General features: G+C 44.7%; 27 protein-coding genes, 1 pseudogene and 3 riboswitches. Of the genes and pseudogenes, 18 read left to right on the top strand and 10 right to left on the bottom strand.

Features of this window, described 5'->3' with window-relative positions:
• Positions 1 to 16: 16 nt before the first annotated feature.
• The 3 genes from CRO17_RS14795 to CRO17_RS14785 all read right to left on the bottom strand — a co-directional run bounded on the left by CRO17_RS14795 (position 17) and on the right by CRO17_RS14785 (position 2278).
• On the bottom strand, positions 17 to 310 hold the full coding sequence (locus CRO17_RS14795) for a DUF3817 domain-containing protein (protein WP_097043256.1): 294 nt from the start codon (positions 308 to 310) through the stop codon (positions 17 to 19).
• A gap of 91 nt (positions 311 to 401) precedes the next feature.
• Positions 402 to 1187 (bottom strand): carbon-nitrogen family hydrolase, encoded by a 786-nt coding sequence (locus CRO17_RS14790; RefSeq protein WP_097043255.1) that lies wholly within the window; start codon positions 1185 to 1187, stop codon positions 402 to 404.
• Positions 1184 to 2278, bottom strand: a complete 1095-nt coding sequence (locus CRO17_RS14785; RefSeq protein ID WP_097043254.1) for an iron-containing alcohol dehydrogenase family protein — start codon at positions 2276 to 2278, stop codon at positions 1184 to 1186. The genes CRO17_RS14790 and CRO17_RS14785 overlap by 4 nt, the downstream gene beginning before the upstream one ends.
• Positions 2279 to 2356: 78 nt before the next feature.
• Positions 2357 to 2458, bottom strand: a riboswitch (SAM riboswitch).
• A gap of 103 nt (positions 2459 to 2561) precedes the next feature.
• Here CRO17_RS14785 and CRO17_RS14780 point away from each other — a divergent pair.
• Positions 2562 to 3740 carry a pyridoxal phosphate-dependent aminotransferase gene (locus tag CRO17_RS14780; protein ID WP_097043253.1) on the top strand — a complete coding sequence of 393 codons (1179 nt, stop codon included), beginning with the start codon at positions 2562 to 2564 and terminating at the stop codon, positions 3738 to 3740.
• Between the two features lie 42 nt (positions 3741 to 3782).
• Here the strand turns inward: CRO17_RS14780 and CRO17_RS14775 are convergent, their stop codons facing one another.
• The 3 genes from CRO17_RS14775 to CRO17_RS14765 are packed head-to-tail and all read right to left on the bottom strand — an operon-like array spanning position 3783 to position 6061.
• The gene (locus CRO17_RS14775; RefSeq protein WP_097043252.1) at positions 3783 to 4913 is read right to left on the bottom strand and encodes an MBL fold metallo-hydrolase; all 1131 of its coding nucleotides are present in this window, start codon (positions 4911 to 4913) and stop codon (positions 3783 to 3785) included.
• A 13-nt stretch (positions 4914 to 4926) separates the two neighbouring features.
• Positions 4927 to 5553, bottom strand: coding sequence for a metal-dependent hydrolase (locus CRO17_RS14770; protein WP_097043251.1), 627 nt, complete (start codon positions 5551 to 5553; stop codon positions 4927 to 4929).
• 58 nt (positions 5554 to 5611) lie between these two features.
• On the bottom strand, positions 5612 to 6061 hold the full coding sequence (locus CRO17_RS14765; protein WP_097043250.1) for a DUF4385 domain-containing protein: 450 nt from the start codon (positions 6059 to 6061) through the stop codon (positions 5612 to 5614).
• A 146-nt stretch (positions 6062 to 6207) separates the two neighbouring features.
• Here CRO17_RS14765 and ddlA point away from each other — a divergent pair, with 146 nt between their 5' ends.
• The 10 genes from ddlA to CRO17_RS14715 all read left to right on the top strand — a co-directional run bounded on the left by ddlA (position 6208) and on the right by CRO17_RS14715 (position 18320).
• Positions 6208 to 7314, top strand: coding sequence for a D-alanine--D-alanine ligase (gene ddlA / locus CRO17_RS14760; protein ID WP_097043249.1), 1107 nt, complete (start codon positions 6208 to 6210; stop codon positions 7312 to 7314).
• A gap of 143 nt (positions 7315 to 7457) precedes the next feature.
• Positions 7458 to 7502, top strand: a riboswitch (PreQ1 riboswitch).
• A gap of 105 nt (positions 7503 to 7607) precedes the next feature.
• Positions 7608 to 8267: a 7-cyano-7-deazaguanine synthase QueC gene (queC, locus tag CRO17_RS14755; protein ID WP_097043248.1), complete on the top strand. Its 660-nt coding sequence runs from the start codon at positions 7608 to 7610 to the stop codon at positions 8265 to 8267.
• The gene (gene queD / locus CRO17_RS14750; RefSeq protein ID WP_097043247.1) at positions 8264 to 8701 is read left to right on the top strand and encodes a 6-carboxytetrahydropterin synthase QueD; all 438 of its coding nucleotides are present in this window, start codon (positions 8264 to 8266) and stop codon (positions 8699 to 8701) included. Before queC ends, queD begins: the two co-directional genes overlap by 4 nt.
• Positions 8691 to 9422 carry a 7-carboxy-7-deazaguanine synthase QueE gene (queE, locus tag CRO17_RS14745; RefSeq protein ID WP_097043246.1) on the top strand — a complete coding sequence of 244 codons (732 nt, stop codon included), beginning with the start codon at positions 8691 to 8693 and terminating at the stop codon, positions 9420 to 9422. The genes queD and queE overlap by 11 nt, the downstream gene beginning before the upstream one ends.
• Positions 9423 to 9611: 189 nt before the next feature.
• Positions 9612 to 10871, top strand: a complete 1260-nt coding sequence (locus CRO17_RS14740) for an argininosuccinate synthase (RefSeq protein ID WP_097043245.1) — start codon at positions 9612 to 9614, stop codon at positions 10869 to 10871.
• Positions 10868 to 12283, top strand: coding sequence for an argininosuccinate lyase (argH, locus tag CRO17_RS14735; protein WP_097043244.1), 1416 nt, complete (start codon positions 10868 to 10870; stop codon positions 12281 to 12283). The genes CRO17_RS14740 and argH overlap by 4 nt, the downstream gene beginning before the upstream one ends.
• An 89-nt stretch (positions 12284 to 12372) precedes the next feature.
• Entirely contained in the window at positions 12373 to 13458 is a 1086-nt protein-coding gene (locus tag CRO17_RS14730) for a carbamoyl phosphate synthase small subunit (RefSeq protein WP_097043243.1), read from the top strand.
• The gene (gene carB / locus CRO17_RS14725; RefSeq protein WP_097043242.1) at positions 13451 to 16651 is read left to right on the top strand and encodes a carbamoyl-phosphate synthase (glutamine-hydrolyzing) large subunit; all 3201 of its coding nucleotides are present in this window, start codon (positions 13451 to 13453) and stop codon (positions 16649 to 16651) included. Before CRO17_RS14730 ends, carB begins: the two co-directional genes overlap by 8 nt.
• Positions 16651 to 17601: an ornithine carbamoyltransferase gene (gene argF, locus CRO17_RS14720; protein WP_097043241.1), complete on the top strand. Its 951-nt coding sequence runs from the start codon at positions 16651 to 16653 to the stop codon at positions 17599 to 17601. Before carB ends, argF begins: the two co-directional genes overlap by 1 nt.
• Before the next feature lie 146 nt (positions 17602 to 17747).
• A complete protein-coding gene (locus tag CRO17_RS14715; RefSeq protein WP_097043240.1) occupies positions 17748 to 18320 on the top strand; it encodes a VanZ family protein in 573 nt (190 codons plus the stop codon).
• On the opposite strand, the gene CRO17_RS14710 is transcribed toward CRO17_RS14715, so the two are convergent.
• Both CRO17_RS14710 and CRO17_RS14705 read right to left on the bottom strand, forming a co-directional pair.
• Positions 18321 to 19589 (bottom strand): MFS transporter, encoded by a 1269-nt coding sequence (locus CRO17_RS14710; RefSeq protein WP_097043239.1) that lies wholly within the window; start codon positions 19587 to 19589, stop codon positions 18321 to 18323. It lies immediately after the preceding gene.
• A gap of 5 nt (positions 19590 to 19594) precedes the next feature.
• Entirely contained in the window at positions 19595 to 20215 is a 621-nt protein-coding gene (locus CRO17_RS14705) for an ArsR/SmtB family transcription factor (protein WP_097043238.1), read from the bottom strand.
• Positions 20216 to 20370: 155 nt separating this feature from the next.
• Positions 20371 to 20511, top strand: a riboswitch (FMN riboswitch).
• 321 nt (positions 20512 to 20832) lie between these two features.
• On the opposite strand from CRO17_RS14705, the gene ribE reads away from it, so the two are divergent.
• From ribE to CRO17_RS14670, 6 genes and pseudogenes are all read left to right on the top strand, one after another.
• On the top strand, positions 20833 to 21480 hold the full coding sequence (ribE, locus tag CRO17_RS14700) for a riboflavin synthase (protein ID WP_097043237.1): 648 nt from the start codon (positions 20833 to 20835) through the stop codon (positions 21478 to 21480).
• A gap of 14 nt (positions 21481 to 21494) precedes the next feature.
• A pseudogene (gene ribB, locus CRO17_RS14695) lies at positions 21495 to 22106 on the top strand (3,4-dihydroxy-2-butanone-4-phosphate synthase); the annotation flags it as partial.
• Between the two features lie 57 nt (positions 22107 to 22163).
• Positions 22164 to 22628: a 6,7-dimethyl-8-ribityllumazine synthase gene (gene ribH / locus CRO17_RS14690; RefSeq protein ID WP_097043235.1), complete on the top strand. Its 465-nt coding sequence runs from the start codon at positions 22164 to 22166 to the stop codon at positions 22626 to 22628.
• 440 nt (positions 22629 to 23068) lie between these two features.
• A complete protein-coding gene (locus CRO17_RS14680; RefSeq protein ID WP_256855841.1) occupies positions 23069 to 23392 on the top strand; it encodes a PadR family transcriptional regulator in 324 nt (107 codons plus the stop codon).
• Positions 23392 to 23841 (top strand): permease prefix domain 1-containing protein, encoded by a 450-nt coding sequence (locus CRO17_RS14675; protein WP_097043233.1) that lies wholly within the window; start codon positions 23392 to 23394, stop codon positions 23839 to 23841. Before CRO17_RS14680 ends, CRO17_RS14675 begins: the two co-directional genes overlap by 1 nt.
• Positions 23838 to 24467 (top strand): hypothetical protein, encoded by a 630-nt coding sequence (locus tag CRO17_RS14670; protein WP_097043232.1) that lies wholly within the window; start codon positions 23838 to 23840, stop codon positions 24465 to 24467. The genes CRO17_RS14675 and CRO17_RS14670 overlap by 4 nt, the downstream gene beginning before the upstream one ends.
• Before the next feature lie 31 nt (positions 24468 to 24498).
• On the opposite strand, the gene CRO17_RS14665 is transcribed toward CRO17_RS14670, so the two are convergent.
• Positions 24499 to 25269, bottom strand: a complete 771-nt coding sequence (locus CRO17_RS14665) for an SDR family NAD(P)-dependent oxidoreductase (RefSeq protein WP_097043231.1) — start codon at positions 25267 to 25269, stop codon at positions 24499 to 24501.
• Between the two features lie 178 nt (positions 25270 to 25447).
• On the opposite strand from CRO17_RS14665, the gene CRO17_RS14660 reads away from it, so the two are divergent.
• On the top strand, positions 25448 to 25651 hold the full coding sequence (locus CRO17_RS14660; protein WP_097043230.1) for a hypothetical protein: 204 nt from the start codon (positions 25448 to 25450) through the stop codon (positions 25649 to 25651).
• Positions 25652 to 25710: 59 nt separating this feature from the next.
• Here CRO17_RS14660 and CRO17_RS14655 read toward each other — a convergent pair whose 3' ends face one another.
• Complete coding sequence (locus CRO17_RS14655; RefSeq protein WP_097043229.1) at positions 25711 to 26184, bottom strand: glutathione peroxidase; 474 nt, start codon at positions 26182 to 26184, stop codon at positions 25711 to 25713.
• Positions 26185 to 26260: the final 76 nt, after the last annotated feature.

Genomic DNA, 26260 nt, shown 5'->3' with positions numbered 1-26260 from the left:
TCTCTGCTCGCTTTTTTTATGCATATTCTGTTTTCTGCAGTCGCATATCGAAAATATAATAACCAAAAGGAATAACCGATGCAATCAAGGCGAAGAAGGCCCATTTTAATCCCCAGCCGACTTTCAATGTTGTGTAGCCAGTCCAGGCCACATACAGAACGAATAATCCGCCGTGGATGGCACCGATATATGTTACGAAGATTGGTATGTCCATCATGTATTTCAACGGCATTGCTACGATTAGCAGCAGAAGCAAAGACGTTCCTTCCAAAAAACCGATTGTCCGGAACCATTTTAATGTCGCTTCCATGAAAGCCCTCCCAGAAACTGTTTGTTAATAGTATAAGCAAGCTTGCCCATCTTTACCACTCTTCGGGAGAACTTGTCATAAGTTTGTCAAATTATTTTTGCACGTCGTAAATTGTTGGTCGTCTGTCCTGGAATACGGGGATTTGGCTGCGCACATCATCCACATGCCCTAGATTGACCTCACCATATAGGATTGTCGCTTCTTCGCCTGCTTCTGCAATTATTTCTCCCCAAGGGCCAATGATGATACTATGGCCGGCGAACGCATTAGCAGGATCACTGCCGGCACGATTACACGCAACAACAAAACATTGATTTTCAATAGCACGGCTTAACAGAAGGGCGCGCCAATGGTCCAGCCGCGGCTTTGGCCATTCTGCGACGACAAACAGCATTTGCTGTCCGTTAATCATATGTGTGCGAATGAATTCAGGAAAGCGGATATCATAACAAATGACGCCGGCAGCTTGTACTGTTCCTAAAGAGAAGGATGCTGTTTTGTCTCCTTGATGGAGATACTTTTCCTCATCCATCAAACGAAATAGATGTGCCTTATCATATTCGTGCAGCAGGTCACCAGTTGGGCCATAAACAAGCATCGTATTATACATGCCGGATTCTGTTTGTTTCGCAATGCTGCCAGCTACAATGTGTACCTTATACGCCTTCGCCAAATCACTTATAAAGTGCTTTGTTGTTTCGCCTTGCGTATCACTAATTTCATCAAGTCTTGTCAAATCATACCCCGTTGTCCACAGCTCTGGAAGTACGATTACGTCGGCATTTTTCTGCGCTTCTATTATTAACGCTTCGACTTGCTCGTAATTTGTATCAGGATCGCCAAAAACGACATTGTGCTGTACAAGCGCTAGTTTCATTGTGTCACTCCTTGATTTTCTGCTATGAATGATTCCAAACGCTGCATTGCTTCTGCTACTTGAACGGAAGAGGAGACATGCATAAAGTGAATCGATTCCCCGGGAGCAACTGCGCCGTCAGCAACAGTTTTCATCGCAGTTTTTATATGATCTTTAATACCAAGCTCTCTTAGCACAGTAGGCAATCCCAGCCTGCGGTACGTAGGAAGCAGCACTAAAATTTCATCAAATTTCTCTTCCAAGGCCAGCTGTACAAGAATGCCATAAGCGACTTTATTGCCGTGCAGCTGTGCATGTGTTTCTGCAACTCGTGTCAAACCATTATGAATAGAATGAGCACCTGCAATGCGGCCGTATTCGTCCCCAAATCCGCCGACCATACCGCCGGCCATAATAACAGTTTCGGCAACGCGGAGAAATGCGCTGTCTGCGCGTTGATTTTGCAGCGAGCAAATCGCTGCATCTCCTTCTGCAATCAAAATATCACGGCATAATTTAGCCGCACTGCGGGAGATTTGGACAGCAAGCGGCTGATCAGTCATGTTTTCCGTAAGGGCATCTGCTTCATACCACTTTGCTAATGTATCGCCAATTCCCGCAATCAGATAAGGAGCAGGTGTTGTGAGCAGCAGCTTGGGTTCAACGAGCAGCATAAACGTACTGCGAGGGAAGATGGTATATTCAACAAAGTTTCCTGCTTCATCATAGAAAACGCTAAGAGAGGCCCATGGTGAACAGTTAGAGACAATTGTTGGAATTAAGATAACTGGCAGGTCTGCTTCATTCGCTGCCGCTTTTGCTGTATCCAACACCTTTCCTCCGCCTACACCGATTATGAATTGTACACGTTCACTTTGAGCCGCTTCTGCGAGTCGTGCTGCTTCTGCATGTGTGCACTGCCCATTATAGGCAATGCGTGTAACTGGCAAATCAATTGGATCAAGAAACGGAGCTGCGGATTTCCACGATGCATCTCCATGTATAAGCAATCCGCTTGTCCAAGCCATTTCAGCTAGTTTTGCAGGCAGGCTTTCTAATATATTTTCTTCACAGGCGTAATAGTTGGGAGCACCTTTTATTTGAATTGTCATGTTATCACCTCGGTCATTTTTCGCACAAAAAAACTCTTCCAAGCGACATGGAAGAGGGGAAAGGTCGTGTCATTTCTCCCCTTATCCCTCAGCTTGCTGCTGTTGGAATTAGCACCGTATGCTGCTGCACCGGTTGCCGGGCTTCATTGGGCCAGTCCCTCCGCCTTCTCTTGATAAGAGTGTGTGATTGCTGTATGATTTGTTCATTATCGCACTCTATTTGCAACACTGTCAAGATTGGTAATAGTCAGAATAGAGGCGTAACAACAGGAGCGTGAGTAACATGGATTTCCCATTTTCGGATGCATTAAAACGACTGCCAGAACAATTTTTTGCCGGCTTGGTACATAAAGTAAGTCTGCTGGAGCAGGAAGGGCACGATATCATTAAATTGGGACAAGGGAATCCTGATTTGCCGACCCCGCAGCATATCGTGGACAAGCTGAAAGAAGCTTCCGATAATCCGGCTTACCATAAATACTCGCCATTCCGAGGGTTTGACTTTCTTAGACAAGCTGTCTGTGACTTTTATGCGCGGGAGTATAAGGTGGAATTGGATCCAGAGACGGAAGTGGCAATTATGTTCGGGTCGAAGACAGGTTTGGTGGAAATTAGCCAATGCTTGCTGAATCCAGGAGATTTGGCGCTGCTTCCGGATCCGGGATACCCGGATTACATGTCTGGCATAGAGCTGGCACAAGCGCGCACATCGCTGATGCCTTTAACCGCTGCCCTTGATTTTCTGCCAGATTATACTGCAATCACTGATGAGGATCTGGAGGAGGCAAAGCTGCTGTTTCTTAACTATCCAAACAATCCGACTGCAGCAACTGCAAATCAGGCATTCTTCGATAAAACAGTAGAGCTGGCAAAGAAGCATCAAATATGTGTGCTGCACGATTTTGCATACGGTGCGCTTGGATATGACGGGAAGAAGCCGCAAAGCTTTTTGCAGTCTGAAGGCAGCAAGGAAGTCGGCATTGAAATGTACACGTTGTCGAAAACGTATAACATGGCAGGCTGGCGCATCGCCTTCGCGGTTGGCAATGCGTCTGTTATCGAAAGTATTAATTTGATCCAAGATCACGTTTATGTAAGTTTATTTGGTGCGATGCAGGAAGCGGCTGCTTATGCGCTGACATCGGATCAGATTTGCGTAGAGGAGCTTCTTCAAACATATGAATTGAGAAGGGATGCTTTCCTTGGCCATCTCCGTGCGATTGGCTGGGAGGTGCCAGAACCAAAAGGAACTTTCTTTGTGTGGCTGCCGGTTCCAAAAGGATATACTTCTGAAGCATTTGCTGATCTTTTGCTGGAAGAAGCGCATGTGGCCGTTGCACCTGGGAACGGATTTGGTGCATACGGGGAAGGCTATGTACGTGCGGGACTGCTGGATTCAGAAGAAAGACTATTGGAAGCTGCGAAGCGGATTGAAAAGCTTGGCATTTTCTCAAAAACATAAAAAAAGAAACCAGTCCTTAAAGGAGCTGGCTTCTGTCGTATGTTAGCTGTTAACGGCACATCGATTCGGACCGGATTCCACATCAGCTTCTTCAGAGCCCGCAATCGTCTCCTTTCCTTGATTGGATTCTCTGATCAACTGATAGCTATTCGGCTGCTGAGCAGGGATACTGCCAAGAACAGAAGCGATGAATTCACCCGCATCCTGCAGCTGGAGACGTGGATTTTTCCGATACAGGTCTTCCATTCTTGCTTGGACAGTTCCGTCTGGGCCGATTTCCGACAGCTCGGAAAAATGCGAAGGCAGGACAATTAAATCCAGCGACAACAATGGATACTTTTCATATAAAGTAGTGTGCAGATCTTGCACCCACTGTTCGGCTTGGCCGGCTAAGTCGGGGCGGCCGATAGATTCGGTAAACAAGATATCGCCGGACAGCAAGTACGTATCATCCACAACAAAACTAATGCTTCCTTCTGTGTGACCAGGTGAGGCAATGCAGCGCATGCCTTCTTCTTGCTGCCCAAATGGAATTCTTATACCGTCCTCAAGCGGAGAGAACGCAAAAGCCGCTTCTTTGCCATCACGAGTAGGGAACCAATAAGCTGCGCCTGTTTCCTCTGCCAATTTCCTGCCGCCGGAAAGATGATCCGCATGCAGGTGGGTATCTAACACATGTTTGATTTGCCAGCCATTTTCGTTCGCAAAAGAGGTGTAAACTTCTGTGAACCTAGCTGGGTCAACGATAGCTGCTTCTCCATTTGAGACGATCATGTAAGACAGACAGCCTTTCCCGATGCGCATAAATTGATAAATCGCTCCCCCATAAGTAAGGTCGCCAATTTTTCGCGGACTCATTGTTTCTCCCCACGCTTGCATACCGCCAACGACATGCACAACCTCCTCCATTCCTGCTGCCTCTAGCAGAGAGACGGCTGTTTGTGCGGATTTGCCTTTGTAGCACATGACATAAACAGGATCGTTTTTGGGCAATTGGTTCCGCGCCTTCGCCGGATTTGCCTTGATCTCAGCGAAAGGAATATCGTAGCGGATAACATTCTCAGCACCGATTGCCCAATCCTGGATATCCGCTTCCTGTCTAATATCCAGCAGATGGACGGTTTCCTTCGCTTTCACTTTGTCTGCCAATTCTGCTGTGTGCAATGGGTTCATGCAATCGTCTCCTTTAAAATTCTTTATTTATTATAGGAAGGAGTAATTTTACTCCTCTCTTATTTACCGGGAATATACGGCTGTCCGCCAGCAAATGACTTGCATATCCAGCTGTGCCAGCAAGCTGTGTTCCGAAAAGGGCTGTCTCTTGTTCAAAAAATGTCATCATTATGTAGAAGTAGAGCAGTCCAATTAAAGAATGCGTGTAAGAACGGTGGGAAAGAAAGGATGCAACGCCAATATAACTGCCGCTCATCACTATCCAAGTATGCCCTGCGTACAGCCCGGTTAAGCATACGGCAATGCCGGTAATCAGAAGCATGAACTTCTTGTTTATTACGCGGGAAAGGAGCATAATTCCTGCTCCAATCGCCAAACCGATATAGCGATCTTGACCGTAAAGATTCCACATACTATAAAAAATGAGCAATAAACCAATAAAAATAGTAATATTGCGAATCGCTTTATGTGAGAATGTGATGCGGTTTGAGAGAAGTCCGCCTGTGTCTAAATCAGGTACCAGCGCGGCAACTGCTGCCGTACAAGTCATCGTGACGGTGACAGCGCCATCAGCATCCAAAGCGGTTGCGCTGGCGAAACCGGCGCCAGCACCTATTAATAAATGTGTAATTCCTTTCATTCTAGCTGTGCCTCCAAAAGTTAGTCTTTAAAAGCATACTAGAATCTTTAGATGATGGCTATCCGTATTGTTTCTGATGCGCCTTTTTTCGAGCAAGGTAATTTTCATCTTCTCTGATTGCATCCCACTTACGCTTGAATATCTGTGCCGAAGCAGCTTTCTCTTCATCAATTTGGCGCTCGTTTATTTCTTTCTTTTCTTTATCCTTATATTTTATGCCGCCTTTATAATTGGCATACCGTCTGGCTCTCGTATAACCCATTTGGATATATTTGCGTGCCATATCCATTCCGACAAAATCATCCTGCTTTCGGTATTCCTCAAACATCTCTGAAAGCTTACGGCAGGATTCCTCGGCTATTTTTGGTGTCTTGAAACGCCAATGGGGAAGGAGCTCGCTTTTATAAGGTTCAACCATCAGAACACCTTGCTCGCCGCGTCCTACGCGATACTTCTCAGGATGCTGACGATAATCAATGGATTCATCAAAATGATCGTAATAGCCCATTTCCTTCCCCCTGTCTCTGTTGTTAGTGTATATAGTTACCGAAAGTAATGCCGATGAAACCGATTTTTATATTGGACATAGAGGCAGTTTTACACGTTTGTGATAAAATAAAAGCAATGGTCTCACGTTAGAAAGGAATGATACAGATGGGGAAAACAAAAGTAGGTATCGTCTTTGGCGGTAAATCCGCAGAACACGAAGTATCCTTACAATCTGCAAAAAATATTGCTGATGCAATCGATAAAGATAAATATGATGTCGTTTTAATTGGAATTGATAAAGAAGGTAAATGGCAGCTGAATGATAAGGCAGACTATTTGCTCAATGCGCAAGATCCAAAGCACATTGAATTAAAGCCTTCCGAGCAAGGTATCGCAGTTGTACCTGGGCTTAAAGAGAAGCAGCTTGTCAGCCCGAGCCAAGGTGCAGTGCTGGATCAAGTAGATGTGATTTTCAGTATCCTGCATGGCACACTCGGTGAAGACGGCAGCATGCAAGGAATGCTGCGGATAGCGAACCTTCCATATGTAGGTCCGAATGTATTAAGTTCGGCAGTTTGCATGGATAAAGATATTGCGAAGCGTTTATTAAAAGAGGCAGGAATACGAGTTGCAAATGGCTTTACATTCAAGAAGCGTCAGCTAGCTTCTATCCGCTACGAAGAAGTCGCTGCAGCATTAGGCAGCACAGTATTCATCAAACCTGCCAACCAAGGTTCTTCTGTTGGCGTAAGCAAAGCGAAGAACGAAGCAGAATTTTATAAAGGTTTGGAAGAAGCTTTTCGCTATGACACGAAAGTACTCGTGGAGGAAGCGATTGTTGGCCGTGAAATTGAAGTCGCAGTATTAGGAAATGAAGAACCAATGGCTTCTCTGCCGGGCGAGATCCTTCCGCAAACAGAGTTTTATTCGTATGAATCCAAATACATTGATGAATCTGGCGCCGAACTCGCAATCCCGGCACCTCTTTCCGAGGACGTTACCGAACAAGCAAGAAAACTTGCTGTCGATGTGTTTCAAACACTGGATGTCGAAGGACTTGCACGTGTTGACTTCTTCCTGACAGAAGATGGCGAATTCGTTGTAAACGAAGTAAACACACTGCCAGGATTTACAAAAATCAGTATGTATCCAAAACTCTGGGACATCACAGGAATCTCCTACCCAGACCTTATCGATCGCCTCATCCAGCTTGCTATGGAGCGTCATAAACGCGACAACGAGTTAAGCAACGCAGCGTTTGAACAGCTTTAATCAAGTTAAATCCAATCTTATGCCTTGGACGCATAGGGTTGGATTTTTTTGTTTGCTGCGGAACCAGTTGAGTAATTTCTGTATGCAAAATAATGCAGCTATGATACAATAATCAGCAGAATAAAATAAAAATCCAGGCCAACCTGGGAGAGGTTCTAGAACAACCCTCTATAAAAAACTAAGGAACTATATCCTTGGGTATAGTCTTTTTTATTTTTTATGGATAATTGTCAGCCTCTTTCCAACCGAAAGAGGTTTTTTTTAATGGGTAAGTCTGGAAAAGGAGCATACAAATGAAGAAAGAGAAAGCGATTGTCGTATTCAGCGGCGGTCAAGACAGCACAACTTGTCTGTTTTGGGCGATGCAGCAATACGAAGAAGTGGAAGCAGTTACGTTCAATTACAACCAGCGCCACAGCTTGGAAATCGAAGTTGCAGAACAAATAGCCAAGGAACAAGGAATCAAACATCATGTGTTGGACATGTCCTTGCTTAACCAGCTGGCACCAAATGCGTTGACAAGAGATGATATTGAGATTGAAGAACAGGAAGGAGAGCTTCCTTCTACGTTCGTACCTGGACGAAATCTTGTGTTCTTGTCTTTCGCTGCAATTTTAGCGCATCAAGTAGGTGCAAAGCATCTTGTAACAGGTGTATGTGAAACAGACTTCAGCGGCTATCCGGATTGCCGCGATGTTTTTGTAAAATCTTTGAATGTTTCTCTGAATCTATCAATGGATAAAGATTTCGTCATTCATACACCACTTATGTGGCTGGATAAAGCCGAAACGTGGGAATTGGCAGATCAGCTCGGTCAATTGGATTATGTGAAGGAAAATACACTAACTTGCTACAACGGTGTTATTGCGGAAGGCTGCGGCGAATGCCCAGCATGTAAGCTGCGTCAAAACGGATTAGATCAGTATGAAGCGAAAAAGGCGGCACAAGTATGATTCAGCAAATCTACCCGCAAGTACCGCATGACTTTAGTTATGAATTGAATAAAGATTTGCATTTTGCCGCTGCGCATAGCATCCAGCATCCAGATGCTGGCAAGTGCCAGCAAGTTCACGGGCACACGTATTTTGCCAATATCACGATTGCAGGAGATGAATTGGATGACAGCGGATTTTTATTCAATTTCTCTACCATCAAAGCTCTGATTCATAAAAAATTCGATCACACGTATTTGAATGACCATACAGATATATTGAAAGAAAACGACTTTCCGACAACAGAAGTAATGGCTCGGAAAATCTATGAATTGATTCAAAACGAGCTTGATCAGCTGCCTCATCAGCCGAAGTGCTTGCAAGTTTTCTTGCGCGAGACACCTACTAGCTACTGCATATATCGACCAAAGCGAGGAATAGAAAATGGCAAGTAAATTTCCGGTTTTAGAAGTATTCGGTCCTACCGTACAAGGAGAAGGAATGGTCGTCGGACAAAAGACGATGTTTGTCCGCACAGCTGGCTGTGATTACAGCTGCAGCTGGTGTGACTCTTCCTTTACATGGGATGGTTCAGCTAAAGAAGACATTCGGCAGTTAACAGCCGAGCAAATTTGGGATGAGCTGCAGGAAACCGGCGGTGATCGTTTCCGTCATGTGACAATTTCTGGCGGTAACCCAGCATTGTTAAAAAACCTTGGCGAGTTCACCCAGTTTTTAAAACAAAAGGATATTCGCATTGCTTTGGAAACACAAGGCAGCAGATACCAGCCGTGGTTCCTGGAGATTGATGATCTAACTATCTCTCCAAAACCGCCAAGCTCATTAATGAAAACAGACTTTCACCGTCTTGATGAAATAATTGAAATTCTAAGAGAAGCAGGCCGCTTATCTCATGTAAGCTTGAAGGTTGTCATTTTTGATGAAGCAGATTTGCGTTATGCGACAGATGTGCATAAACGTTATCCAGATGTGGATTTTTATGTACAAGTCGGTAATGATGATACGACAACCTATGACGATGCTGCATTGAAGGATGCACTGCTGGCGAAGTATGAATGGCTGATTGATCAAGTATCAGCATCAAGTGAATTGAATCATGTCCGTGTATTGCCGCAGCTTCATACACTTGTATGGGGTAACAAACGCGGTGTATAAACCGAAGACGAGTCCTTTGACTCGTCTTTTTTTTATGGACAAAAGAGGGCAGGCACTTGCTGTGGATGAAGGTAATAGGATACCAAGTCGGAAAATTAACAAAATAATGCTTGAATTTATATTAGTGTTATTGCATAATAATTCACATAGATAAATCGAGCATACAGCACGGAGAGGGAGATATAAAAAATGGCAAAAGATAAAATCGTACTCGCATATTCTGGTGGTTTAGATACTTCTGTAGCAATCAAATGGCTGCAGGATAAATATAATTATGACGTTATCGCTGTTGGCTTGGACGTCGGTGAAGGCAAGAATTTGGATTTCGTTCAAGAAAAAGCCTTGCAAGTTGGAGCCATCAAATCTTATACAGTAGATGCAAAAGCTGCTTATGCAGAAGAATACGTTCTTCCAGCATTGAAAGCGAACTTGCTTTATGAAGGTAAATATCCGCTTGTTTCCGCACTTAGCCGTCCATTAATCGCTAAAGTTCTTGTCGATATAGCGAAAGAAGAAGGCGCTGTTGCTGTAGCACATGGCTGTACAGGAAAAGGAAACGACCAAGTACGTTTTGACGTCAGCTTTACAGCACTAGACCCGGATTTGAAGATTGTTGCTCCTGTTCGTGAGTGGGCAATGAGCCGTGATGAAGAGATTGAATATGCTCAGCAGCATAATATTCCAGTTCCAGTAGGCAAAGAGAGCCCATACAGCGTTGACCAAAATCTTTGGGGCCGTTCGAATGAGTGCGGTATCCTTGAAGATCCATGGGAGCAGCCGCCAAGTGATGCTTTCGGATTGACTGTCAATCCAGAGGATGCTCCAGATGAAGCGCAAATCGTAACAATCAGCTTTGAAAGAGGAAAACCAGTCGCAATTGATGGAGAAGCGTATCCATTGGATGAACTTATTCTGAAACTAAATAATATCGCTGGCAAACATGGCGTCGGCCGTATTGATCATGTGGAAAATAGATTAGTCGGTATCAAGTCTCGTGAAATTTACGAATGCCCAGCTGCTGTCACTTTAATTGCTGCTCATCAGGAGCTTGAAGCGTTGACAATGACACGTGAAATTTCTCAATTCAAGCCGATTGTCGAACAAAAGCTGGCACAGACAATTTATGACGGTCTATGGTATTCACCACTTACTAAAGCATTGCAGGCATTTATTGAAGAGACACAGCAGACAGTTTCCGGTAATGTAAAAGTGAAGTTGTACAAAGGACACGCGTTGGTTGTCGGCCGTGAATCTGCTGAATCTTTATACAGCTTTGACTTGGCGACATACAAACCAGAGGATAAGTTCGACCATGATGCAGCGCTTGGATTTATTCAGCTTTGGGGTCTTCCGACAAAAGTGCAAGCAGAGGTAGCTCGTCAGCAGACAGCTGCACCAGAAGCATCTGCATTGCTGAAAATTGATAAAAAAGAAGCTGTGAAACAATGAAGCTGTGGGGAGGAAGATTTACGAAGCCGACCAATGAATTAGTAGACGCCTACACTTCCTCCATCGGCTTTGATCAGAAACTAGCAAAATATGATATTCAAGGCAGTTTGGCGCATGTAGCAATGCTAGGCCAATGCGGCATCATCTCACAAGATGATGCCGGTGTTATTGCGGATGGTTTGAAGCAAGTGCTGAATAAAATCCAAGCAGGCGAAGCGACACTCTCCGAAGCGGATGAAGATATTCATATGAATGTGGAACGACTGCTGATTGAACATATCGGTCCTGTAGGCGGCAAATTGCATACTGGTCGAAGCCGCAATGATCAAGTGGCATTGGATATGCGTTTGTATTTGCGAGAAGCAATTGTCGACATAATCGGCTTGCTTGGAGCTGTGCAAACAGCGCTGACAAAACAGGCGAAGCAGCATTTGGATACAATCCTGCCTGGATATACACATCTGCAGCGTGCGCAGCCGGTGCTGTTTGGACACCATATGATGGCATACGCTTATATGCTGCAGCGTGATGTGGAAAGGCTGCAAGACAGCTGGAAGCGTGTGAACAAAATGCCATTGGGAGCCGGAGCTTTAGCGGGTACAACTTTCCCGATTGATCGGCAGTTTGTAGCAAAACAGCTCCATTTTGACGATATTACTGAGAATAGTCTGGACAGTGTAAGTGATCGTGATTTTGTAGTGGAATTCTTATCCGCTGCCAGTCTGATCAGTATGCATCTTTCCCGGCTTTCGGAGGAATTGGTGCAATGGTCTAGTGCGGAATTCAATTTCATAGAATTGGATGATGCCTTTTCAACTGGAAGCAGTATGATGCCGCAGAAGAAAAATCCTGATGTAGCAGAGCTGGTTCGAGGGAAATCAGGCCGTGTTTTTGGTCATTTAATGGGAATGCTCACAACGTTGAAGGGATTGCCGCTTGCGTATAACAAAGATATGCAGGAAGACAAAGAAGGCATGTTTGATACGGTTGAGACATTAAAAGGTGCGCTTGGGCTTTTCGCCCCAATGATCGAGACGATGCATGTGAAGCAGGATAATATGTACCAAGCTGTCCGCAATGATTTTTCCAATGCGACGGATCTTGCTGATTATCTAGTAGAAAAAGGGATGGCTTTTCGGGAATCACATGCAGTTGTCGGGCATGCGGTTCTGTACAGCATTGAACAAGGCAAGTACTTATTGGATTTGAAACTAGAAGAGCTGCAGCAGTTTTCTGATTTAATCGAAGAAGATATTTATCAGGCACTTGCCCCGGAAACGGTCGTAGCAGCCAGAAATATACCTGGGGGAACTGCGAAGGAAAGGGTGCAGGAGCAGGTGGACAATATAGAAGCCTTGCTTGCAGCAAATAAAAATTGGACAGAAGAGCAGGCTGCCAAACTCGAAGGGTGAGCAGCTGCTCACTCTTTCTTTGCATGTTAATGCATAATTATTAACTTGGTAGAATAAACATAACTCCGTTTCCGAAAGGAGCAGCATAAATGGAAGAGACAAAAGGCTACTTGATGCTAAGCACTGGAGATGTTCTGGAAGGTGTCTGGCTTGGAAAGACAACAGAATCTGATGGGGAATTGGTATTTAACACAGCGATGACAGGCTATCAAGAAGTAATGACAGATCCTTCTTACGCAGGTCAGATTGTAACGATGACATACCCGTTGATTGGGAATTACGGATTTAATACACAAGATAAGGAAAGCCACAGTCCGTCTATTCATGGACTTATTATCTCTACACCGTGTGAGACACCATCTCACTATCAAGCAACGCAGACATTACAGGATATTGCCAATACGCATAACTTTCCAATCCTGGCGCAAGTAGATACACGCAAGCTGACAAAGATTATCCGCAAGCATGGAGATGTGTACGGAAAGATGACCAAAACACCAGGAAATATCCCGGCACAAGCAAAAGTATCAGAGAAAATCGTAGAAAGGGTGTCTGTGAAAGAAGCGCAGTACTATCCTGCAAATGAGTCGAAGACAGCGCATGTAGCCATTATTGATTATGGATATAAACATTCCATCCGGGAGATGCTGCTGCAAAACGGCTGCAGTGTTACCGTGTTTCCATTTGATGTAAAGCTGGAATCATTGCAGGAAGCAGACATAGATGGTGTCTTGCTTTCAAATGGTCCTGGAGATCCGAAATCTTTAGGTTACCTTGCTGATGAAATTAAGCGGATAGCAGAGCATTATCCGACATTAGGTATTTGTCTCGGACATCAGCTGCTGGCGCTTGCATTCGGCGGCAATACAATGCGCCTTCCTTATGGCCATCGCGGAAGCAATCATCCTGTACAGCATGTGCCGAGCGGGAAAGTATCCATTACTTCTCAAAATCATGGATATGTAGTCGATGAAACGTCTATTTCTGAGTCCTTATGGAATATCCTATATAACAATGTAAATGACGGGTCCATAGAAGGTTTGCAGCACTGTTCCAAGCCGATAATGAGTGTCCAATTCCATCCGGAAGCACATCCCGGCCCGAGCGATACGTACGATGTATTTGAACAATTCTTGAATTCGGTTCGGAACGGAGGAGTGACAACGTATGCCTAAAGATTTACAAATTAAGAAGGTCCTTGTGATTGGTTCTGGTCCGATTGTTATTGGGCAGGCGGCAGAATTCGATTACGCAGGGACGCAAGCTTGTCTCGCATTAAAGGAAGAAGGCGTCGAGGTCATTCTCGTTAATAACAATCCGGCAACAATAATGACTGACCAAGCTTTTGCCGATCAAGTATACCTGGAGCCGCTAACTTGCGAGTCAGTGACGAACATTATTGAGAAGGAGCGGCCAGATGGGCTGCTGCCGACATTAGGCGGGCAGACTGGACTTAATCTTGCTGTCAGTCTGGATCAAGCAGGTGTTTTGGAAGAATATAACGTTACGTTATTAGGTACACCGCTAGATGCCATTCAGCGCGGAGAAGACCGGGAGCTATTCAAACAGATGATGCAGGATATAAATGAGCCTGTACCAGAAAGTCTTCCAATCACCTCCATAGCCGAGGCCAAATCTTTCGCTGAACAGACAGGTTTTCCGATTATTATTCGTCCTGCTTATACACTGGGCGGAGCGGGCGGCGGTATTGCGAATGATTTGCCAGAGCTTTTGCGCTATGTGAAAAGCGGTATTCAGGCGAGCCCAATCAACCAGGTACTTATCGAGCAAAGTGTGAAAGGCTGGAAGGAAATTGAGTATGAAGTGATGCGGGATAGCAATGATACGTGCATCATTGTTTGCAATATGGAAAATATCGACCCTGTTGGGATACATACAGGAGACAGCATTGTTGTTGCTCCTTCCCAGACCCTGACAGATAGGCAGTACCAAATGCTGCGAACTGTTTCTTGTAAAGTTATTCGTGAGTTAGGTGTTGTTGGCGGCTGTAATATTCAGTTTGCGCTGAACCCGGATAGTGATGAATATGTAATTATCGAAGTGAATCCGCGTGTTAGCCGTTCGAGTGCACTGGCTTCGAAAGCAACAGGCTATCCAATTGCCCGTATCGCAGCCAAGCTGGCACTTGGCTATCATTTACATGAGGTGCCGAACCCAATTACTGGTGATACATTTGCTAGCTTTGAACCAGCTATCGACTACGTTGCAGTAAAAATCCCGCGCTGGCCATTTGATAAGTTCACCCAAGCGGACCGGCTGCTTGGCACACAAATGAAAGCGACAGGTGAAGTGATGGCGCTGTCGCGTAATCTTCCGGCAGGCTTGCACAAAGCCATTCGTTCTTTAGAAATAGGCTTGGAAGAATTTCGTCTGCCGTCTGCAGAAGCATTGTCAGATGCAGAGCTGGAGCATGGGTTAAAAGCGGCAGATGATCGCAGACTATTTTTGCTCGCTGAAGCGTTTCGCCGCCGAATAAGTATTGAAACGATTCATGCATGGACTGAAATCACCACGTTTTTCCTTCATGAGATGAAACGTATTATCGATGCAGAGCAAGCGTTGCGCAGCGGAGGCTGGCAGCCAGATCCGGAACTTCTCCGACATGCGAAAATTCTTGGTTTCAGTAATGTTGCGTTAGCACGGATAGTTGAGCAGCCGTTAGCAGCTGTGGAAGGCTTAATCAAAGAACAGGAGCTCAAGCCATCTTATATGATGGTGGATACGTGTGCAGCAGAGTTTTCTGCGCAAACACCATATTTCTATTCGAGCTGGACAGAAGAAGATGAGGTGGATCCATTACCAGCAGCTGATAAAAAGGTTGTAGTGCTTGGATCAGGTCCAATTCGAATCGGGCAGGGCGTGGAGTTTGATTTTTGTTCTGTGCAGTCCGCTTTGTCTTTACGCGAACAAGGCATTCGTTCGATTGTCATTAATAATAATCCCGAAACGGTCAGTACTGATTTCAACACAGCAGATCATCTATACTTTGAGCCGCTTACGAAAGAAGATGTACTCCATATCATCGAAAAAGAGCAGGCGGATGAGGTGCTTGTTCAATTTGGCGGGCAGACTGCGATCAATTTGGCTGCGGAGCTGGAGGAAGCAGGCGTTACGATTGCCGGAACAAGTACAGCATCTATTGATCGAGTAGAAAACAGGGAAGCTTTTTATGCATTGCTTCATAACTTAAACATTCCGCATATTCCTGGTACAACTGTGATGGATACAGCAACCTTACACGAAGAAGCTCGTTTGATCGGCTATCCGATTTTAATTCGCCCATCCTATGTAATCGGCGGGCAAGGGATGGTTATTCTGTATTCCGAAGATATGCTGAATACTTACTTAGAAGATTTAGAGCAGCAAATTCACCCATCCCGCTTATTCCCGCTGCTTCTGGATAAATATGTGCCAGGTATGGAAGTGGAAGTGGATGTTGTGTGCGATGGTGCGGACATTCTTATTCCAGGAATCTATGAACATATTGAGCCGGCAGGTATTCATAGCGGAGATAGTACAGCTGTCTTCCCAGCACCAAGCTTGAAAGAAGCAGAGAAGGAACAAATTGCCTCCTGCGCCCAAAAGATTTCAGCCGCTCTGAATATGAAGGGCATCATGAACATTCAATTCGTATTTAGTGAAAATCGGGAGCTGCTGTATGTACTGGAAGTGAACCCGCGTGCGTCGCGTACAGTTCCGATTTCCAGCAAAGTAACGGGTATCCCGTTAGTGGATTTAGCGACAAAAATCCAAATGGGCGAGAGCCTGCAAAATCTTGGCTACCCGCTGGGATTACAACAGGAAATGCCATTTTATGCGGTAAAACTGCCCGTTTTCTCAACGACAAAGTTAGCAGGTGTTGATCCGCTTCTCGGTCCGGATATGCAATCAACAGGAGAGGCAATCGGTATCGGCGAGTCCGTTGCAGAAGCACTTCATAAAGCGTTTGGCTGGAAAGAGAAGACACTCCGTCAGCTTTCAGCAGAGACGCAAGTGCTGCTAGACTTAGACGCTTCGGATATACCAAAGCTTGAAAGTCTTTTAGAGCAACTGCAGGCAAATGTTGTACTGACGCATGAGACAGCTGCGCTTCTGCCAGGCAGTAAAGCCTATGAGGCTGTGTCGTATGAGCAAGCAATCACGTTGATTGAAGATCAAAAGATAACAGCAGTATGCAGCACTCGGAAAGGTTTCCAAGGTATTCGCGAAGCGGCTTGGAAGACAGAAACACCGTGTATCACAAGTCTTGCTACGATGGAGAGTTATTGGCTGGCAAGTCAAGATGATTTGGCTGCATGTAGGTCGATGTCGGACTATTTGGAGCAAGCGAAGAAGGAGCGTGTTTGATGAAACAGTTAGCGGATTATCACACATTGGCAGGGAAGAGTCTTCTATCTCTTCAAGACTTAACGAAGGAAGAAATCCTATCCATCCTAGAGCTTGCAGCAGAGCTGAAGAGCCAGCATCAAAAAGGCGAGCTGAGCCAGCCGCTGGCGGGAAAAACGCTCGGGATGATTTTCGAAAAATCATCCACACGTACCCGCGTTTCCTTTGAAACAGGTATTTATCAGCTTGGCGGAATGGGGCTTTACTTAAATGCAAATGACCTGCAGCTGGGGCGCGGGGAACCGGTAGCTGATACTGCGAAGGTACTTTCGGGTTATCTGGATGCAATCATGATTCGTGCCAATTCACATAAGATGGTGGAGGAATTGGCTGCTCACGCGACAATTCCAGTCATTAATGGTCTGACAGATTTATATCATCCGTGTCAGGCGCTGGCAGATTTGCAGACAATTATGGAACATAAGGGCACGCTGGAAGGTGTCAAACTTGCTTATATTGGAGACGCCAATAATGTGGCTAACAGTCTGATGATTGCTGCGGCAAAGACGGGCATGCAAATTCGTATTGCATCGCCTGCTGGTTATCAGCCGATCCCAGAAGTTGAAGAAAAAGCAAAAGCGATCAGTGCGGACCCAGAGTTCCTGATCATTACCGAAAGTCCGGAAGAAGCGGCTGCTGGTGCGGATGTTATTTACACGGATGTCTGGACTAGTATGGGGCAGGAGCAGGAGAAGCAGGCTAGATTAAGTGCCTTCCAAGGCTACCAGGTAAATGAGGCACTTATGCAAGCGGCTGATTCTGCTGCCATCTTCTTGCATTGCCTCCCGGCGCACCGAGGTGAAGAAGTGACAGCGGCTGTTATTGATGGCCCGCAATCGGCAGTCTTTCAGGAAGCTGAGAATAGACTTCATGCTCAAAAAGCGCTTATGCTTGCTGTGATGAAGAAATAAGCAGAAACAAGAGAAACCGCCCTTAAAAGGCGGTTTCTTTTCTGTATCTATTCGTTCACAATATACACAAAATCATGTAGACTAAAGAGTACATGTCCACTTACTCCACGTAAGGGACTTTTAGGATACAGGAGAGAATAACTACTATGTTAAATTACGTAGCGCCAGCTATATTTCTGGCGTTTGTCTATTTATTGTCTATCATTCCGTTTCACCAGACATTTGGTATTACCAAGAAACAGCATTTATTAATGGCATCGTTCGCAATCTATTTGATTGCTGTCATTTGTCTTACCTTTTTCCCGCTGCCTGTCGATCAAAATCTTATTGAAGAGAACCAACAGCTTGAAACGAGCTATCGATGGAATACATCACCGCTTGCTTCTATCATGCAAATTTGGCATACAACGCAAATCGACGGCTTTGGTTATGGATTAGCGCTTAAAAATCTAGGAGGAAATATTCTATTGTTTGCTCCGCTCGGCTTCTATTTGCCGCTGCTTATTCGGAAAACGAGATCCTTCTTTGTGGTGGTTTTCTGCGGCTTGCTTTTCAGTATGACCATTGAATCCACGCAAGGCTTATTAAACTATTTTGTCGGCTATAATTATCGATCGGTTGATATTGATGATGTAATTTTAAATGTGTTAGGCGCGATGTTAGGTTATGCATTTTACTGGGTGGCGCTGCGTCCAGTGCTTCGAAGAAACAAGCTGTAATCAGCTTGTTTCCTTCTCCTTATAATCTTTGAAACCAAGCAATTCAGGTGAAAGAGAGGCTAGTGGTCCCAGTCTGCGTAACTTTGGGTGAAATAGCCATGTCACGGAAAGCAGCGCTACACCAATCCCTGCACAGCAAAATACCCAGACGACCGGAATTAAGGTGGCAGCGTAGCCGCCGGCCAAGGAACCGATAGGCATGGCGATGGTGCTGAAGCTTGCACTGGCACTCGTAACCCGGCCAATTAGCGAAACAGGGAGCAAGGTCTGTATGATAGTGGCAAAGGTTACATTAATACAGCCGATTGGCACCCAGGCCAGACCGTAAAGGGTGATGCTGAGCCACGTCCATGGAACGAAAGCAGCAGCAGCCCAGCTTGCAGATGCTAATAATACGGTTATGATTGTGGCTTTTCCGATTGGGAGCTTGCTAAAGGAAGAAGCGAGTAATGCCCCAATTAACGCACCGCAGGACATCGCTGCTAGATAAAAGCCATAGACAGCCGCTCCTTGCCGTTCGTCTGCAAAAGCTGGCATAACTGCCAATGCTGCCCCAATTGCTAAGTTGCAAAGAATAGCACCAACTAGCGTGGCAGCCATGATTGTACGAAATAAAATAGACAAGCCTTCTTTTAATTCTGCAAAGTAGGTGTGTAAAACAGTACGCGCATGTTTGGTATTTTCTGATTGCGTTTTTTGGTGTGGGATTCTAAGGAAGCTGAACAAAAGGAAAGCAATACAAAAGGTGAAAGAATCGATGATGAATAATAAAGCGGCGCCAAAAGCGGCGGTCAGTAAACCGGCTATAGCATTGAAGATTAGGTCTACACCTTGATACGCAAAAGAGAATAAAGCATTTCCCGAAGGAAGCTCTTCTTTTTTTAAGACCATTGGCAAAGCTTTTAGTTCTGTCGGATAAGCAAAGGCATCGATGCAAGTTAGTATTGGCATGACGATGAGAACGAGGGTGACAGATAGAAAATCAAACCAAGCAGCAAGCGGAATCAGCAGGACAAGGACAGCTTGGAGTGCCTGAGTCCACAGCAGGGTCGCGCGTATCGGCCAGCGGTCGACGAGCGGACCAATCAAAAATTGCAGCACATTCGGGATTTGTGTTAGAAATCCAGCCAGCCCGGTGTAAAAAGCACTGCCGCTCAGTTCATAGACAAGCCACATGGCGGCAATAAAGTAGATGCTGTCACCGATATTCGTGACAATTCTTCCAGAAAAGAGCAGACCATAGTTTCGTTGTTTCAAGATAGCGAGCATACCTCTTACTCCTCCTCGTTTAGATCTACCTGATCGAATGACGGTTCATCAATTTCAAATCCAAAGGCAGAAAAATAATAAAGCTTCCCATTGGGGTCTTTTTCGGCTGCATCACTTTTTTGACGAAGCTTTTGCATTAAATCAAATAAGCCTTGCGTGAACGCTTTAAAATCCGCTTCTGTAGCGCTGATTTCCCAAATGCTGCCGATTGCTTCCCAATCTTTTGGGTCAGTAGATCCAGCTGCTTTGGCAAAGGTAGATTCCGGGGCACTTAGAATTGCTGTTTTTGTTTTATTCGCCATTTGGACAAATAGCTGCCGCGTAGACTCACTCAATACTTCTGCATACGGAAGCAGCTTCTCTGATGGATAAAAGCCTCTGGCTGTCGCTCGATAGAATTTCTGTACGATGCCATTTTTCTCCTCGGTGCGAATAACCTCAATTAAGCTATTCTTCTCTAGTTCTTTCAAGTGGTAGTGGATTTTCGGGCGGCTGATTTCGAGCATAACAGCAAGCTGCTGCCCGGTATAAGAAGTTTCTACCAGCTTCATAATAATCTCTGCACGCAGCGGGTCGCTGATTGCTTTTAGCTGCTCATAGGTGGTCAATGCCATTACTTGCTTCATCGATACACTCCTCTGTAAACAAATTTTAAACGGTCAATATTATTTTACGGTATCAGTTTACTTATGTTTCCAACTAGAGTCAATATAATTTTCAGATAACCTTTTCTCTGTACAACACGATAAAAAATATGTTAATGTTGTAAGCAATCGAATAGGTTTTCTCTTGGGGCAGGGTGAAATTCCCGACCGGCGGTGATAGACAGCTTAGCTGTCTTCAGTCCGTGACCCGTTATCATAACGGTGGATTTGGTGAGATTCCAAAGCCGACAGTATAGTCTGGATGGGAAAGAGGAAACGGCGTGCTATCCACATGCCAACATGAGCTTTGTCACATGACAATAGCTTTGTTTTCGCTATAACTTTTAAAGCCAAGCCCCAGAAGCAGTTATTCTGGGGCTTTTTATGTTAGCTAGTATGGTTAAGCGGTGTAAGTGAAATATGTGTGTGTTTGCCGACACCGACAACATCTTCATTAGAATTATATTAATGGAGATGGCTTACTCGTGTACCACCCCCAATAAACCGTCACATTGCCCCGAGACGGTCATATTCCCGTTCGTAAAGTCTTATAGATTGGTTTGTCCCTAGTCGGATGAGCAAAACGAGGAGGAGAATTCGTGTTTACTGGAATCATTCAAGAAGTAGGCAGCATGATTGCCGTGGAAAAACAAGGAGAGGCGATGCAGCTTACGATTGCCAGTGAGAAGCTCACCAAAGATATGCATATTGGAGACAGTATATCTGTTAACGGTGTGTGCCTCACCGTCACAACGTTTACCTCGCATAGCTTTCAAGTGGATGTGATGCCCGAAACATTCCGGTCCAGCACGCTGTCCGCTTTACGCAGCTTCGATGCAGTGAATTTGGAGCCCGCGCTGCAGCCTGCAGGCAGACTAGGCGGTCATTTTGTAAGTGGACATGTAGATACAAACGGAACAATTACTAGCATTCGCGAAGAAGCAAACGCTCGTTATATCGACATTTCAGTGGGGGAAGGTCTCCAGTATTTAATGACAAAAGGATCTGTCTCGGTAGATGGTGTGTCATTAACAGTTTTTGAGGTAGGAGAAAACATGTTTACGATTTCTCTAATTCCAGAGACAAGGCAGGCGACCATTTTAGGAGATAAGCAGGTAGGCGATTCCGTGAATCTCGAATTTGATCAGCTTGCCAAGTATATGGAACGGCTGCTGAATCATCAGAAAAGAGCGGAGCCTGCAGGGATTTCGAGAGAGACTTTGGAACAGAATGGATTCTTAGATTGAGGAGAGTTGCAAACATGAAAACGACTATCGAGCATGCATTGGAATACTTAAAAAGCGGCAAGCCGATTATTGTAACCGATGATGAGAACCGCGAGAATGAGGGAGATTTGCTTGCGTTAGCAGCATATGCCACTCCTGAGACAGTTAATTTCATGGCTTCTGTCGGAAAAGGTCTGATCTGTGCGCCTATTTCCCGGGAAATTGCTGAAAAATTGGACTTGCCCCCGATGGTAAATACCAATACAGATCCGCACGGAACAGCATTTACAGTAAGTGTTGACCATATTGATTCCACAACGGGTATTAGTGCATTTGAACGCGCTCATACGATTGCAAAGCTTGCTGATAAAGCGAGTAAACCGGCAGACTTCCAGCGACCTGGTCATATCTTTCCGCTTATTGCCAAATCAAACGGCGTACTGGAGCGACCAGGACATACAGAAGCAGCAGTTGATTTAGCAAAACTAGCAGGAGCAGCTGAAGCAGGCTATATCTGCGAAATTATGAAGGAAGATGGCTCCATGGCCCGCATGCCTGATTTAGAAAAGCTTGCAGCTGTGCATGAGCTGCCGTTAATTACAATTGAAGACTTAATTGCATATCGCCAGGGAAATAAAACAAAGGTTTTATAAAGAGAAATAAATAAAGGATAGTCACTATCCAAACAATAAAGGAGCATTTATATGGTAAACGTAATCGAAGGAAATGTAGTAGGTTCAGATTTGAAAATTGGTATTGTTGTAGGCAGATTCAATGAATTTATCACAAGCAAACTGCTTAGCGGCGCTATTGATACACTTAAGCGTCACGGTGTAGACGAAGCGAAAGTAGACGTTGTCTGGGTGCCGGGTGCATTTGAAATTCCGCTAGTAGCAGATAAACTTGCTAACACTGGAAAATACGATGCCGTTATTACATTAGGTACGGTTATTAAAGGCTCGACGCCTCACTTTGATTATGTCAGCAATGAAGTTGCAAAGGGTGTAGCAGGAGCAGCGAATAAAGCTGGCATCCCGATTATCTTTGGTGTCCTAACAACGAACACAATTGAACAAGCCATCGAACGTGCAGGCACAAAAGCGGGTAATAAAGGTGCAGAAGCAGCAGTATCAGCCATCGAAATGGCTAACTTGCTTAAACAAATTTAAGTCAGAGAGCAGAGGAAATCCTCTGCTCTTTTTTTGTTTCCGGAAAATACTGTATATTTTGATGAGGGGGTGTGTTTATGCGAGCTTCCAGGGTACGAAATATCAGGATCACGAAGCGGTATTTAAGACAGATAGCGGGTCTGGAGGAGGGCAATTATACGCCTTCTTTTCGAATGTTTTTGAGGATGTTCAAATGGAACCGTTATTTTGAAAAGACGAGCAAACCTTATATAGCTGATGCGTTCTCCAAGTATGGAGATAAAGTTATTCTTGTGGGAAATAAAGCAGATGTTGAAGCTTTTATTAGAAACCTTTCAGAAGCAGGCTGAGTGCCTGCTTTTTATTTGTGGAAAAAAAGTGCAATAATTACTTTGACAGGCAGAGTAATTTGTTTTATGATTACTTTATCAGGTAGAGTAATTTGAAAGAAGGGATGCCACATTCGGAGTGATACAATTCGGGGTCATCTGGATTCCATTATTCTTCGTCTGCTGATGGACGGTGATAAGTATGGATACCAGATCTCGAAAGACATAGCAGCTTGGACAGACGATGCATTCCAGATTAAAGAGGCAACACTTTATGCCGTATTTCAGCGGCTGGAGCGCCGGGAGCTTATTGAATCTTATCAAGGTGAGAAATCACATGGCGGCAAGCGGAAGTATTATACGATTACCACGCTTGGAAAGGCTTATTGGCAGGAAGCGGCGAAAGAATGGCAGGAAGCAAAGCAATTAATTGATATTTTTATGGAGGGTGTCTGATGCAGAAAATCAGAGCGTATGTAGAAGAACAATTTGCAGATTTACCAGAAACGGAGCAAATCGCAACACTGAAAGAAGAGATAATGGATTCAATGGAGGAAAAAGCAGCTGATTTCATGCTGGGTGGGAAAGCGGAAGAAGACGCAATAAATAAAGCGATTGTTGACTTTGGAAATCTGGCGGAGATCAAAAAGGAATTCCAGCTGCAGCAGGAACCGAAGCAAAAAGACGGTAAACTGAAGAAACAGAAAGAGGATATGAGTACGCTTAATCTTGGTTTTTCAATATGCGGCAGTGTTTTGATTATTGGATTGCTTATATTTGTAAATATATATTATACACCTCATGAGATATGGTTTGTTTTCCCGACATTCGCTATTCTCTGGTGGCCTGTGAGCATGGCTTTTGTTTGGATGAAAGCTAGAAGAAGAAAGGTGATGCACAGATGAAACCGTGGCGGTTGTTTATTGCCTTTATGCTCGTTAGTTTAGGGGGGTATACGGTATATATAAACATGAAGACGACCCCGCAGGAGATTTGGTACACGTATAGTTTAGGAGTTTGTCTGCTTTTAGCGCTGCAAATTCTGCTTCCAAAACAGCAAACAGTCGTTTCCTGTTTGTCGGCAATATTTGTGGGAGCTGTACTTGTCCACGAAAATTTGAAGGATACCCCAGAAGTGCTTTGGTATTTATATACAATTGGTGCCTTAGCGTTATGGCCGACATTGGTTATGTTCCGAAGATCACTAGCTAGCTTGAAAACAGCGGTTGTCATTAGCTTTGTTGTCTGCCTCTATTACGTAGGTCTGCACCAGTATTTCAATCATGAAACGCCTTGGTATGGATTCATTATCTTTGCGATGAGCTGGTGGCCGCTGTCTCTTATCGGAAAGCGGCTGAACTCCAGTTTATTCTTTTCTGTACTTGGCTTTGGTGCCCTTAGCTTGTTCTTCCTGTTCGTGAATATTGCTTATTCACCATCGGTAATCTGGGCAGTGTACCCAATCTTTGCAGCAGCGTGGTGGCCATTGGCAGCTTACTTTTACAGCTACCGGCGCCGCTATGTGAGATAAGCAAAAAAGACACCTGCGGTGTCTTTTTTGCTTATCTTGTGTACATGTTTTTCGCTATTTTGGCGAGTGTTTTGCTAGGAAGCAGCTTCATGAAGATAACAGCTGCTTGGATGTTCATAGACGGAAATACAACGCGTTTACCCTTTATGAATCCGAGGAAGCCTTCGCGTGCCACATCTTCTGGAGCATCGCGGAAAGAAGACATAATCTTGTCATTACCGGCACGTTTGAAAAACTCAGTCTGCGTAGGACCTGGACAAAGTGCGGTAACTGTGACGCCGCTCGGATCCAATTCTTCAGCCAATGCTTCTGAATACCATTGAACGTATGCCTTTGATGCATGATAGGCCGCCATGTGCGGACCGGGCAAAAAAGCAGCCATACTTGAAATGTTTAAAATCCCATTCGGCACAGTTTTGAATGGAGAGTGAATAATATCATCGATAAACAATCGAGTCAGATTCGATAACGAAACCATGTTCAAATGCAGCAGTTTCTGCTGTGTCTCAAAGCTTGTTTCCTCGAACTTGCCGCTAAGTCCAAAGCCGGCATTGTTAATCAGCACTTCGACTGTTTTTCCTTCATCACGGATTTTTTCATAAAGCTTGTAAGCGCTGTTTGGTAGAGACAAATCATGAGGAATGACAGTCACATTCGAATCATGCAATTCTGTTTGCAGGGATAGGAGTTTATCCTTCGATCTCGCTACGATAATCAAATCATAGCCTGCCTTGGCGAACCATTTGGCCAGATGGTAGCCGATTCCGCTGGACGCTCCTGTAATTAGAGCTGTTGGTTTCATTGTGTGATTCACCTCATTTGACAATCTTTTAAAGCATTTACCCTGTTGCCAGGCGTAAAAAACGTATCTGCTTCTAGTATACCCGTTGTGTTAACCGGTTACCAACGCTAAGGAAGGTTTTTACATCGTTAAAAAGGGGAAAGGGCTTACATATAGGAAAAATACGAGGAGGGTGACTATGGTAGAAAAGAACGGAGCAAAAGGTGACAAGAATAAGCACGGCTATTCCAAAGCAGAGAGTGAGAACCGGGAGAAACAACTGGAGAATAAACAGGATATGCTGACAGACGATGTGCCGGTGGATGAAGTGGAGAGAGATTTAGAGGATGATCGGCATAAACACCGCACAAAGCAGGCGTCTAACTCGGATCTAGAAGAATGAAAACCTGCACCTAGTTGGTGCGGGTTTTTTATATGTTTTTTTGTTTGCTGTGATTATGGTTAAAGCAGCTTTTCAATAGAAGGTTTCATATCAACTGGGCTTGTTTTCGGCGCAAATCGCTCAACCACATTTCCTTCTGCGTCAACTAGGAATTTTGTAAAGTTCCATTTTATTTTCTTAGAAAACAGACCGCCTGCCTCATTTGTCAGATGATTATATAGCGGGTGTGCATCTGGTCCATTCACCTTTATCTTCTCAAACATTGGAAAACTAACACCGTAATTGCGCTGACATACTTCCGCAATTTCTTCACTGCTTCCCGGTTCTTGATTCATGAATTGGTTACTCGGAAAACCGAGAATAACAAGGCCCCTGTCATGATAGTCCTTATATAACGCTTGCAGCTGTTCAAGCTGTGGTGCAAAGCCGCATTTACTCGCCGTGTTCACGATAACGAGAACCTTTCCGGCATAATCCCTTAGACTGACTTCTTTTCCATCCAAGGTAACAGCAGCATAATCGTATACTGTCATGTTATATCCTCCTCTTGTTTACACGTACAATGTAGCACATCTGAAAACGAAGTGATAACAATCCAAACTGCCAAGT

The organism is Terribacillus aidingensis (assembly GCF_900215625.1).
In the GTDB taxonomy this organism is placed as follows: domain Bacteria; phylum Bacillota; class Bacilli; order Bacillales; family Amphibacillaceae; genus Terribacillus; species Terribacillus aidingensis.
Note: the sequence above shows the minus strand (reverse complement) of the source record. Positions and strands in the feature narration are given on the sequence as shown.